9 protein-coding genes are annotated in these 11,472 nt (G+C 67.3%); 4 read left to right on the top strand and 5 right to left on the bottom strand.

The genetic code is table 11. The annotated features are described in order from the left end of the window. Positions 1 to 16 precede the first annotated feature (16 nt). Positions 17 to 715 (top strand): HAD family hydrolase, encoded by a 699-nt coding sequence (locus GQ464_RS11540; RefSeq protein ID WP_166976775.1) that lies wholly within the window; start codon positions 17 to 19, stop codon positions 713 to 715. An 8-nt stretch (positions 716 to 723) separates the two neighbouring features. Here the strand turns inward: GQ464_RS11540 and GQ464_RS11535 are convergent, their stop codons facing one another. Both GQ464_RS11535 and GQ464_RS11530 read right to left on the bottom strand, forming a co-directional pair. Next, positions 724 to 1,383, bottom strand: coding sequence for a glycosyltransferase family 2 protein (locus GQ464_RS11535; protein WP_228350230.1), 660 nt, complete (start codon positions 1,381 to 1,383; stop codon positions 724 to 726). 1,155 nt (positions 1,384 to 2,538) lie between these two features. Beyond that, positions 2,539 to 3,159 (bottom strand): rhomboid family intramembrane serine protease, encoded by a 621-nt coding sequence (locus GQ464_RS11530; RefSeq protein WP_166976777.1) that lies wholly within the window; start codon positions 3,157 to 3,159, stop codon positions 2,539 to 2,541. 211 nt (positions 3,160 to 3,370) lie between these two features. On the opposite strand from GQ464_RS11530, the gene GQ464_RS11525 reads away from it, so the two are divergent. Beyond that, on the top strand, positions 3,371 to 4,660 hold the full coding sequence (locus tag GQ464_RS11525; protein ID WP_166976778.1) for an MgtC/SapB family protein: 1,290 nt from the start codon (positions 3,371 to 3,373) through the stop codon (positions 4,658 to 4,660). A 25-nt stretch (positions 4,661 to 4,685) separates the two neighbouring features. Here GQ464_RS11525 and purQ read toward each other — a convergent pair whose 3' ends face one another. Further along, positions 4,686 to 5,393 (bottom strand): phosphoribosylformylglycinamidine synthase subunit PurQ, encoded by a 708-nt coding sequence (purQ, locus tag GQ464_RS11520; protein ID WP_166976779.1) that lies wholly within the window; start codon positions 5,391 to 5,393, stop codon positions 4,686 to 4,688. Between the two features lie 260 nt (positions 5,394 to 5,653). Between purQ and GQ464_RS11515 the strand changes: the two genes are divergently transcribed. Beyond that, positions 5,654 to 7,999, top strand: a complete 2,346-nt coding sequence (locus GQ464_RS11515) for a TonB-dependent receptor (RefSeq protein ID WP_166976780.1) — start codon at positions 5,654 to 5,656, stop codon at positions 7,997 to 7,999. An 82-nt stretch (positions 8,000 to 8,081) separates the two neighbouring features. After that, positions 8,082 to 9,362 (top strand): PepSY-associated TM helix domain-containing protein, encoded by a 1,281-nt coding sequence (locus GQ464_RS11510; RefSeq protein ID WP_166976781.1) that lies wholly within the window; start codon positions 8,082 to 8,084, stop codon positions 9,360 to 9,362. 145 nt (positions 9,363 to 9,507) lie between these two features. Here GQ464_RS11510 and GQ464_RS11505 read toward each other — a convergent pair whose 3' ends face one another. Together GQ464_RS11505 and GQ464_RS11500 are read right to left on the bottom strand one after the other, a co-directional pair. Next, positions 9,508 to 10,110 carry a YceI family protein gene (locus tag GQ464_RS11505; protein ID WP_166976808.1) on the bottom strand — a complete coding sequence of 201 codons (603 nt, stop codon included), beginning with the start codon at positions 10,108 to 10,110 and terminating at the stop codon, positions 9,508 to 9,510. Positions 10,111 to 10,236: 126 nt separating this feature from the next. Further along, positions 10,237 to 11,409, bottom strand: coding sequence for a DUF2914 domain-containing protein (locus tag GQ464_RS11500; protein ID WP_166976782.1), 1,173 nt, complete (start codon positions 11,407 to 11,409; stop codon positions 10,237 to 10,239). Between the last annotated feature and the right edge of the window lie 63 nt (positions 11,410 to 11,472).

Below are 11,472 nucleotides of genomic sequence, written 5' to 3'. Positions count from 1 at the left end.
ACACCACGCCACCCCCATGCCCGTCCGCTTCGTCTACTTCGATCTCGACGACACGCTGCTCGACCACCGCCGGGCCGAGGCACGGGCGCTGGCCGACGTGTACGCGGCCCACCGGGCGGCCTTCGCGCCGCACCCGCTCGCGCACGTCCAGGCCACCTACCACACCCACAACGCCGCACTCTGGCGAGACTACGCCGCCGGTCGCCTCACCCGGGAGGACGTCCAGCACCTGCGCTTCGCCCGCACGCTGGCCACACTCGGCCTCACCACCCTCGACCCGGACGCGCTGGGCGAGCACTACCTGGCCCGCTATGCCGAACACTGGTCGTTCCTCGACGGGGCCGCGACGGCCTTCCACGCCGTCGCCGACCGCTTCCCCGTGGGCCTCCTCACGAACGGCTTTGCCGAGATCCAGCACGCCAAGCTGGACCGGTTCCCCGACCTTCGCGACCGTGCACAGGTGATCGTCATCAGTGAGGAGGTGGGCTACCTCAAGCCGCACCCGAAGCTCTTCGAAGAGGCCACCCGCCGGGCCGGCACCGCCCCGGAAGCCATCCTCTACGTGGGCGACTCGTACCATACCGACGTGGAGGGTGCCCGCCGCGCCGGCTGGCAGGTCGCCTGGTACACCACCGACGACCGCCGCGACGAGTATGTCTTCCGCTTCCACGACTGGCACGACCTTCTCGCCCACCTGGACACGTTCGGGGGCTAACGTGAACGTCACAGCCCGAGCTTGTTGAGCAGGTAGTCCAGCCGGCTACGCAGGCCGAGCCCGTAGCCGTACCGCCGGGCCGTTCCTCGCCCGAAGTGCGTCACGTAGTCCTCGATGGGGAAATCCACCAGCCGGTAGCCCCGCTCGGCGGCGGCGGCACAGTTCTTCAGCACGGGCAGGCCGTGGTGGATGAACGGCGGGAGTTGCAGGTACACCGCGCGCCGGAGCAGCATGTGTGCGCTGGCGAGCACCGGGATCGTCCCCTTCGGATCGGCAAACCCGCGGCGGTTCACCCGCACCACCTTCCCGGCGCCGTAGTGCATCGGGTCGGCTTCGAGCCGGGCCTGCATGGCTTCGAGGAAACCCGGGCGCTTCGTCTCGGTGTCGCTGTCGAAGAAATAGACGTACGGCGTCTGGAGGTGCATCATCGCCCGGTGCATGGCCGGGCCGTGGTAGATGTTCTCCTCGAGCAGGAGCGGTGTGAGGACGGGCCCGAGTTCCTGCCCGAGGGCCTCGATGCGGGCCCGCGAATCGTCCCGCGAGCCGTTGTCGATGACCAGGAGGGGGACGACCGGATAGGCGCGATGGAAGGAACGCACCGCCGTCTCCAGCAGGTCGGGCGTCTGGTAGTTGATGACGACGGCGGTGAGGGGAGCCGGGCGGTCCACGTCGCACCCCGGGGCGTTGCGCAAAACAAAAAAAGCCGCCCCCGCGGGCAGCTTGCCAGCTATTTCCTCGACGCGACGGCCTCCCCTGGTTCGATGGATCACCGGGGTGTCCATTCCAAACCAGCCGGGAGGCCCGTCTCTCCCGTCTGATCGACGGGGTGGGTTTCCGCGCCCCCGGTGGTCGCCGGGACGCCTATCCACGCCGCATGGGCACACGACGTGGAACCACGGGTCTATATGGATTTCGGCCCGCCACGGTTTCGGACAGGCATCGTGCCGGAAAGGGGCCTTGCGGCGTGCCTTTCCCGCTGCTACCTGCCCGCTGCCGAAGCGCCCGACCCGATTCCCGCGGCATCGCTGCCACGGTAGCATGCCCTGCCGTGCGCCTCGTCCCGGCCACCGGAAGAACCGGTGCCTGTGGGATCGAAGGCGATACAGGGCATCGGTCGTGCCGCCATCCTCCCCGGTGTTCGCCGGGGTCGATGCACGGCCGCCGGGGTCTCGCCGGCCCCGGTGCGGCGATCACCGGAACGCCGGAGCGCTCCCGGTTCGCCCGCGCCGTGCCATGCCGGTACGTGAGATGGCACCCCGCCTGGTTCGTACCTCTGCGCCCCGCTGTCGTGACAGCAGCAACACAGTAGGCCCGTCCGGCCGGGGCCTGCACCGGCATCCGAAAAGCGACCGCTTCCGACCGGCCCGGAGGCCCGTCTTCCACGCCGCTTCCCGGGGCGTCGCATCGGCCCCGCCGGGTCTTCCGACCCGCTGCGGGCCGACCTCATGCAGCCCAGAGACTCCATCGCGTCAAGGAACCGTGCCGTCAGGCACTGAGAGCAGTATATCGCGGCGGGCGAGGGAAGTCAAGCCACGAACGGCGGGTTTTAATCCACAAACGATGCACAAAGATATCCACACCCGCCCGGGGCGTACGATGAAAGGAGAGGCCCCGGCGCAAAAAGCCCGGCCGAGCCGAGCTTTTTGGTTGCCCATGTCATGACGCGACGGAGCGACCTGCCAGGAGGTGCCCAGGCCGCATGAGGTGCCCCAAGATACGGCTCCTTCTGCAAACAGGCAAGAACCAATAACGGACCAGCGGCCTTTCCTTCGTTAATATACCGTTAATGTCCCTGGATCAATAACGGAAGCTTCACGGGACGTTCAAACACCCAGCTGGCTGAGAAAGATCGGCAGGGCGCGGGGCTCGAGCAGGATCGTCAGCAGCAGCCCGCCGACGGCCCCGCCCAGATGCGCCTCGTGCGCCAGCCCGCCCGTCTCGCCCGGCGCCCGCCGCCCCATCGCCACGATGGACAACACCACGAACCCGACGGCGAACGCCCATGCCGGAATCCAGATCGCAAAAAACAGCCCGATCTGGCTGAAGGGGTTGAACAGGCAGTAGGCGAAGACAATGCCGCTGATCGCCCCGGAAGCTCCCACAGCGGCATACTGCGGGTGGCCCCGGTGCATCCAGAGCGAAAGCCCGTGGGCGGCCAGCTCGGCACCGAAATAGATCAGCAGAAACCGCACCGACCCGAGCAGCACCTCCAGGTATGGGCCGAAGAAATACAGCGTGATCATGTTGAAGGCCAGGTGCCCCAGCCCCACGTGAACGAAACCGCCCGTGATCAGCCGGTAATATTCCTTCCCGTCGAGGATGCGACGCGGCTTGAAGGCCAGCCGGTCGATCAGCCCCGGATCGGAGAACAGCGCATAGCCGCTGACGAGCACGTTGGCCACCAGCAGGAACAGGGTGACGGGCGCGGCGGAGAAGTCGGTCATCTTGCCTCCGGTTGACGAGAAAGGACGGAGCCTGCAGGGTGCGCCTGTCTACGCCCGAGCACAGGCGGGGGTTCAGGCGCCTTCGGCCAGCCGATGCGGCCCCCTCCGATCCCGCCGCGATACCGGCACACACCGTCACCCTCCGAAGCGATCCCCGGTTGACTCTCGGCGGAGCCACGCTTTTCTTCCGGGGAACCCAACCGAATGCCCGATGGAAAACCTCGAACCGCTCGACCTGCTCACCCGTTTCGGCGCCGCCCTCGTGATCGGGTTGCTGGTGGGGCTTCAGCGCGAATACGCCTATGTCCAGGAGCATCCGAAGCGCGGAACGCCGGAACTGTTTGCCGGCGTGCGGACGTTTGCCCTGCTGGGGTTGCTCGGCTGCACGACCCCGCTCGTGGCCGAGCTCACCGGGACGATGCTCGTCCTGGGCGTGGTGCTGCTCGTCGTAGGGGTGCTGCTTACGGTGGCCTATTTCATCCAGGCACGCGAAGGAGCGGCCGGCATGACCACCGAGATCGCCGTCCTGCTCGTATTGCTGGCCGGCATGCTCTGCTACTGGAACCACCTCGTCCTGGCGGCAGCGCTGGGGGTAGCCACGACCGTGATACTGGCCGTCAAGCTCCAGACCCGCTCCTTCACCCGCAACCTCTCGCGGGAGGACGTCTACGCCACGCTCAAGTTCGCCGTCATCTCGGCCATCGTGCTGCCGGTGCTGCCGCGCACCGGGTACGGCCCTCCGCCGTTCGATGTGCTGGTGCCCTACAAGATCTGGCTGATGGTGGTGTTCATCTCCGGCATCAGCTTCCTCGGCTACGTGCTCATCAAGCTCGTCGGGCCCCGGCGCGGGGTGGGGCTGACGGGCCTGCTCGGGGGAATGGCTTCCAGCACCGCCGTCACGCTCACCTTCGCCCAGCGCAGCGGCGACGCACCCGCGCTCGCCCGCTCTTTCGCCGTGGCGATCCTGCTGGCCTGGACCATCATGTTTTTCCGGGTGCTGGTGGAGGTGGCCGTGGTGAACACCGCCCTGCTCCGCACGCTCTGGCTCCCCATGACGGCCGGAGCGGCCACCGCGCTCGCATACGCCGCCTATCTCTTCTTCTACGCCGCCGCCCCCCGCGGGCCGCAGGAAGAGCAGGACAACCTCAAGAACCCCTTCGAACTCGGCCCCGCCATCACCTTCGGGTTGCTCTACGCCCTGATCCTGCTCGTCGCCAACGCCGCGCAGATGTACCTGGGCAGCACCGGCGTGTACCTCTCCAGCATCGTCTCGGGCGTGGCCGACGTGGACGCGATCACCCTCTCCATGGCCGAACTCTCCCGGCAGAACACCCTTGCGCACGATACCGCCGCGCGGTCCATCGTCCTGGCGACCGTCTCGAACACCCTGGTCAAAGGCGGCCTGGTGCTGGGCATGGGCCACCGTAACCTGGGCAAGGCGATCCTGCCCGGCCTGGTTCTCGTCGCTGCCGTCACCCTGGGCGTGGGTCTGCTGGCCTGAGGCCGGGCACCACGCACCGCCCGGGCTATACCTGCGCCTCGACGAAGTGCCGCACGAGCGAGCGGAAGAGCAGCGCCCCGTCCTCGTTGCCCAGGATCGCCTCGGCGCACCGCTCCGGGTGCGGCATCATCCCCAGCACGTTGCGCCGCTCGTTCACGATCCCGGCGATGTTGCGCGCCGAACCGTTCGGGTTGGCCTCCGGCGTGACGTTCCCGCCGGCGTCGCAGTAGCGGAAGACGACCTGCCCGTTCGCTTCGAGACGGTCCAGCACCTCCTCGCTCGCATAGTAGTTGCCCTCGCCGTGCGCGATGGGGATACGCACAACCTGCCCGGGCGTGAGGGCGTTCGTGAACGGCGTCTCGGCCTGCTCCACCCGCAGGTGCACGTCTTTGCAGGCGAACCGCAGCGAAGCGTTGCGCATCAGCGCGCCCGGCAGCAGCCCGCTCTCGCACAGGATCTGGAAGCCGTTGCAGATGCCGATGACAAGCCCGCCGTCCCGCGCGAACCGTACCACGTCCTTCATCACCGGCGAAAAACGGGCGATGGCGCCGGCCCGCAGGTAGTCGCCGTAGGAAAAGCCGCCGGGCACGATCACCACATCCACGTCGCCCACGCGGGGCTCCTTGTGCCAGATGAACCGCGCCTCCTGCCCCATCACGTGCCGGGCCACGTGGTAGGCGTCGTGGTCGCAGTTGGAGCCGGGGAAGACGATCACACCAAAAGAAACGCTCATCGAAAACACGCGGGTCGGTGAAGGGGATGCCCTGCCTCTAAAATACGGTACGCCCGGGAGTTCCCCGCCGCCTTCATGGCAAATTATAGCGGGGCCGGCCTGCCGCCGGGAACGACGGCCCCCCACCTTCACGAAACCTTGACGCCCCCTGATTGCGAGACCTCCTCACACTATTTAGATTTAGTCTAATTAGTAAATCAGGCCGGGCGGTTCGGCCCCGCTTGCCTCCTTTCATCCAACCAGACACCCTCCTCAAACCCATGTATAGATCAACGTTACTGCTCGTCACACTGCTTTTCGCGGTGCTCAGCCCTTCTTCGCTCTGGGCGCAGGAAGAAACCGGCTCGATACGAGGGCACGTCGTCTCGGCCGACGGCCGGCCCGTCGAGCTCATCAACATCGGCCTGCGCGGTACCCGCCTGGGTACCACGACCGACTCCACGGGGGCGTTCGAGCTGCGGGGCGTGCCGCCCGGCGCCTATGAGCTCGTGGTGTCTTTCGTCGGGCTGGAGACCCGCACCGTGCCCGTCGTGGTGCAGGCCGGCCAGGTGACGGTCCTCCCCACGATCACGCTGCGGGAGACCATCGCCACGCTCGACGAGATCACCGTTGCCGACCGCACCGACACCTACCGCGTCAGCCGCGCTTCGGCCTCGCTGCGGCTGATGACGCCGTTGCTGGAGCTGCCCCAGAACATCCAGGTCGTCACGGCGGACCTGCTGGCGGATCAGCAGATCCTGAACATGCGCGAGGGGGTGGTTCGCAACGTGAGCGGCGCGTCCGAAGCCGAGCACTGGGCGCAGTTCACCCGCGTCCACATGCGTGGCGCCCGCATCCCGGCCTTCCGTAACGGCATGAACGTGGCCTCCAACTGGGGTCCGCTCTCCGAGGATGCCGCCCTGATCGAGCGCATCGAATTCGTCAAGGGCCCCGCCGGGTTCATGATGGCCAACGGGGAGCCGGCCGGCTTCTACAACGTGGTGACGAAGAAGCCCACCGGCCAGACGCGCCGGGCCGTCGACGTCACCGTGGGCAGCTTCAACCTCTACCGTACCACGCTCGACCTCGACGGGCGGGTGGACCGCAGCGGCCGCCTGCTCTACCGCCTCAACCTGGTGGCGCAGCAGAACGAGTCGTTCATCAAGCACGACTTCCAGCACCGCTATGCCGTCGCCCCGGTGCTCACCTACCGGTTCGACGAGCGCACGGCGCTGACGGCGGAGTACACCTACCAGCAGGCCCGGCTGCTCAGCCCCGGCTCGGTCTACCAGTTCTCGGCCAACGGCTTCGAGGTGGGGGCGGTGCCCGAGGACTTCACCGCCGCCGACCCGTCCATCGACCCCACCGTCATCGACGACCACAACGCGTTCGTCACGCTGACGCACCGCTTCAGCGACGCCTGGCGCCTGACGGCCCAGCTCGCCTACTTCGACTACCGCGTCAACGGATCCTTCCTCTGGGTGGCCTCCCTGACCGAAGACGGGGACATGCAGCGCAGCTACGGCCTCTGGGACAGCCACCTGGAGAACCGGCTGGGGCAGATCTACCTCAACGGCGAGTTCGCCACCGGCGCCGTCTCGCACCGCCTGCTGGCCGGCCTGGATCTGGCCGACAAGGACTACCTGGCCGAGTTCGGCCAGTACGGCATCCTCGGCGCGGACGTGCCCTTCAACATCTACCATCCCACCTACGGCCTGCCGGCCGAGAGCATCCCGCAGTTCGACCAGACGCAGAGCCTCCGAAACCGCGCCAACTACACGATCGCCCAGAGCCACACGGCGCTGTACGTGCAGGACGAGGCGCGCTTCCTGAAGGATCGGATCCGCCTGACGCTGGCCGGCCGCTTCACGGACTCGCGGGACAACGACGTCCACGAGCAGGTCTTCACCCCGCGCCTGGGGCTGAGCGTCTCGCCCGTGGCGGGCACGAGCCTCTACGGCCTCTACGATCAGGCGTACCTGCCGCAGGCCGGTGCCGGGGCCGACGGCACGCCCTTCCGGCCCATCCGCGGCCACAACCTGGAAGCCGGCCTCAAGCACGACTGGCTGGGCGGGCAATGGACCTCGACGCTGGCGGTCTACCGCATCCGCAAGACGAACGTGCTCACGGCGGACCCGGAGAATCCCAACTTCTCGATCCAGCTGGGCGAGACGCAGACGCAGGGGGTGGAGGTGGACCTGCGCGGGAGCCTGGCCCCCGGGCTGGACCTCGTGCTGAACTATGCCCTCACCGATGCCACCATCACGAAGGATACCGACGCCAGCCGCATCGGCGATCGCTTCGGCGGGGCGCGGCACATCACCAACGGATGGCTCTCCTACCGCCTGCGGCACGGCGCGCTGCGCGGGCTGGGGCTGGGCCTGGGCTACCGCTGGCAGCTCGACCGCACCTCGAACTGGGCGGCGGCCGGCAGCCAGGAACGCCTCCCCAACTACTTCCGCCTCGACGGTGCGATCTCCTGGCAGAACGAGCGCTTCAGCGCCGCGCTGAACCTGGGCAACCTGCTCGATGCCACGCTCTACACCGGCACCCGCTGGGGCAACGTCTACTACTGGCAGCTCGAGCCCCCGCGCACCTTCCGCCTGCGCGTCGGCTACCGCTTCTGACACCCGACGGCCCTCCGTCGCCTCCGGCGGCGGAGGGCGCGTCCGTTCCGCCGGTCCCCTCCACCGTCACCCCCCCCGCTCCATGACCCTGCGACAGTTCATCGGCAAGCTCCACCTCTGGCTCGGCCTCGGCTCGGGCCTCATCGTGTTCATCGTCGCCATCACCGGCTGCCTCTACGTCTTCGAGGAGGAGCTGCTGGATGTCTTCGACCGGGACGTGCGGTTCGTCGAGCCCGTGGCGGCCCCCAAGCTGCCGCCGAGTGAGGCCTTCGAGCAGGTACGCGCCACGATCGGCCCCGGCTACGGCATGATGCTGATCAGCTACACCGATCCGGCCCGCACCCACCAGGTCTGGGCCTGGGACAGGCAGGATCCCGAGCACTGGATCGGGGCCTACGTGCACCCCTACACCGGCGAGGTGCTGGAGCACTTCGACTACCACGACACGTTCTGGTCGATCGTCGTCCACCTGCACACGACGTTGCTGCTGCCGCACGAGATCGGGCGCATCGTCGTCGGCACGGCCACGCTGGTGTTCGTGGTGCTGCTGCTGAGCGGGCTGGTGCTGTGGTTTCCGGCCAACCGCAAGGTGCTGACCACGCGGAAGGGCCTGCGCTCGCGCTTCACGATCACCTGGGGCCTGAGCCCGAAGCGGCTCACCTACGACCTGCACAGCGTGATCGGGTTCTACCTCTCCTGGGTGGTCGTCTTCATCGCGCTGACGGGGCTGGTGATCTCGTTCGAATGGGTCAAGGAGGGCGTCTACCGCCTCGCCACCGGGGGCGAGGCGCTGCCGGAGGAGGTGCGGCCGATGGCCGCGCAGCCGACGGCACCGGAGGAGGCCGTCGGCACGCTGGACGCCGTCTACCGGGAGCTGACCGCCGCCTACCCGGAGGCCCACGGCGTGGTCGTCTACGAGCCGCTGCACGAGCGCGCCGCCTTCGAGGTGCAGGTCTACCCGGACGAGGGCACCTTCTACCGCCGCATCGAGCGCTGGTACGACCCCGCCACGGGCGCCGAAATCGCCGAGGAGCGCTTCGAGGAGGGCAACGCGGGCGACCGCTTGCTGCGGATGAACTACGACATCCACACCGGCGCCATCCTGGGCCTGCCCGGCCGCCTGCTGGCCTTCTTCGCCAGCCTGCTGACGGCCACGTTGCCGGTCACGGGCTTCCTCGTCTGGTTCCCCCGATGGCGCCGGAAACGGCGCCGCCGGCAACGGGAGCAAACGGCAAAACCTTCCATCCGTACGAAACCGGCGTCGACCTCGCTCCCGGTGGTAACGGTCCGCACGAATGGGAAACCGGACCCGCCGCCCGTGCCCCGGCCTGCCGTGCCGGAGCCGCATCCCGAAAGCGAATAGCCATTCCGGCCTCGTGGAGGCATCCCTCGGCGCCCTGCGGGCGGCCCCCACCCGACCTGCCCCCTCTCACCTTCCACGCCACAAAAAAAGCCGGTGCGACAAGCGAAACGCCGCACCGGCCCGGAAATCGGAAAACCGCTCGTCCTCACTGTTTGATCGCCTCGATCTCCAGCACGAGCTTCACGTCGTGCCCGACGACCAGGCCGCCGGCCTCCGTCAGCCGGTCCCACGTCAGGTTGAAGTCCTTGCGGTTGATCGTCGTCTCGGCCGTGAAGCCGGCCCGCTCGGAGTCGCCCATCTTGGCCGTGCCCAGGAACTCGGCCTCGAGCATCACCTCCTTCGTCACGTCCTTGATCGTCAGGTCCCCGACGAGTTCGAACGCGTTGCCGTCGATGTTGCGGACCTCCTTGCTCACGAATGTGATCGTGGGGAACGTCTCCACCTCGAAGAAGTCCGGCGAGCGGAGGTGGTTGTCCCGGCGCTCGATGCCGGTGTCGATGCTGTTGACGTTGACCGTGCCGCTGGCCTTGAGCGTGCGCAGGTCCGTCCCCTCCATCTCCAGGGTGACGTCATATTCCTTGAAGCGTCCCTTGACGTTGCTCACGCCCAGGTGACGCACCTGGAACCCCACGTAGGAGTGCGCGAGATCGGCCTTGTAGACGGCTTTCGGCCGGTCGTTCACAAAGCCGGCCAGCAGCAGCACGGCTACAAGGACCGGCAAGAGCAGGAAGTGTGTGCGGTGCTTCATCATGTCTCCGTTGATGGTTGCGGTTTCAAATCGTACGCGGTCTGTATCGCGGCCGCCCTCCACGTTACCGTTAGCGGGGTGCAATGCGTTACAACAAATAATGTTTCAACATGAAAATATCCTGGTTCAACGGTACAGGACCTCTTCCCACGCCCGTACGGGCTCGGCGGCGGGCACGATGTCGAAGCGAATCCGCCCGAGGACCCGTCCTTCTCCGGTGACCACCTCGACGCGCCACCGGCCGGGCCACACGCGCCGCTTGCGCGTCACGCCGCGGTAGCCGTTGTCCCGCCCGCCGACGAGCTCGTACCCGATGCGGTCCGTCTCGACCCACCCTCCCCGCGCCGGGTCGAAGTAGGCCCAGGCGTGATACACCTCGGTCTTGAGCCGCGTGGGGGCGAAGATGGCGGTGAAGCAATAGACCGTGTCCCCCTCGACGTACCGGAACGGCTGATCCGATTCGACCCAGAAACGGTACCATGGCGGCTTTTCGTAGCGCAGGAGGAAGGCGTCTCCCTGGCGGCCGGCGTAATGATAGACGCCGCCGTCGCGCAGGGCCAGCGGCACCGGAGGGATCCAGTTCTGCACGTAGAACACGTTCATCAGTACGAACAGCGCCGTCACCAGGCCCGTCGCATACAGCGCCTCGCGCCTCCGGAAGACGCGCTGCCAGACGAAAAACGCGATCATCCCGCCGGTCACGGCCACGCTGAGCAGCCCGCTGGCCAGGAAGATGCCGTAGCCCATGCGCTTCACCACCACGGGGATGAAGAAGGTGAAGAAGGCGAAGACGCACAGGAAATAGAGGGAAAGCAGCAGGTAGAGGTTGGCCGTGCGCCGGTGCACGAACTCGTTCCCGACGAGCAGCGCCACGAGCAGGACGAGAAAAAAGGCGGTTTCGGTGAGCGAAGCGCTCTGGCCGTAAAAAACCACGTAGGCGCTGAAGAGCGCGCCCATGAAAAACTGGATGGCGGAAGGATACCAGTGGCTGTAGCGAACCGCCCAGGTTTCGCGCAAGCCGCCATACGTGACCAGGGCACCGGTAAGGATGAGCGCCCCGACCAGCACGAGGTAGGTGAAGAGCAGGATGTTGTCGAAGACGGCGTCGATACGGTAGAGCGTGAGCAGGTCCCAGGCTACCCCGCCAAAGAAAAAGACCACCGGCATGGAGCGCCGGTGCCGGGCGATGAAGGCTTCCAGCCGGCGGGCCGGGGGCAACCGCCGTGCCCGTCGGAGCCAGCGCTGCCCGCGCACCGCGAGCACCCGCCGAAGACGACCTTTCCGGGAGGAAACACTCATCGGGCAAAGGCGCGAAGGGCTGCCCGGGAAGTCCACGGGGTTCGCAGCAGGCAATGCACCGTC

It is taken from the genome of Rhodocaloribacter litoris, assembly GCF_011682235.2.
Lineage (GTDB): Bacteria > Bacteroidota > Rhodothermia > Rhodothermales > ISCAR-4553 > Rhodocaloribacter > Rhodocaloribacter litoris.
Note: the sequence above shows the minus strand (reverse complement) of the source record. Positions and strands in the feature narration are given on the sequence as shown.

Excerpts from the sequence above, each read along its gene's own strand:
- GQ464_RS11540 (WP_166976775.1), top strand. The coding sequence starts at position 17 with ATGCCCGTCCGCTTCGTCTACTTCGATCTCGACGACACGCTGCTCGAC.
- GQ464_RS11530 (WP_166976777.1), bottom strand. The coding sequence starts at position 3,159 with ATGACCGACTTCTCCGCCGCGCCCGTCACCCTGTTCCTGCTGGTGGCC.
- GQ464_RS11525 (WP_166976778.1), top strand. The coding sequence starts at position 3,371 with ATGGAAAACCTCGAACCGCTCGACCTGCTCACCCGTTTCGGCGCCGCC.
- purQ (WP_166976779.1), bottom strand. The coding sequence starts at position 5,393 with ATGAGCGTTTCTTTTGGTGTGATCGTCTTCCCCGGCTCCAACTGCGAC.
- GQ464_RS11515 (WP_166976780.1), top strand. The coding sequence starts at position 5,654 with ATGTATAGATCAACGTTACTGCTCGTCACACTGCTTTTCGCGGTGCTC.
- GQ464_RS11510 (WP_166976781.1), top strand. The coding sequence starts at position 8,082 with ATGACCCTGCGACAGTTCATCGGCAAGCTCCACCTCTGGCTCGGCCTC.
- GQ464_RS11505 (WP_166976808.1), bottom strand. The coding sequence starts at position 10,110 with ATGAAGCACCGCACACACTTCCTGCTCTTGCCGGTCCTTGTAGCCGTG.
- GQ464_RS11500 (WP_166976782.1), bottom strand. The coding sequence starts at position 11,409 with ATGAGTGTTTCCTCCCGGAAAGGTCGTCTTCGGCGGGTGCTCGCGGTG.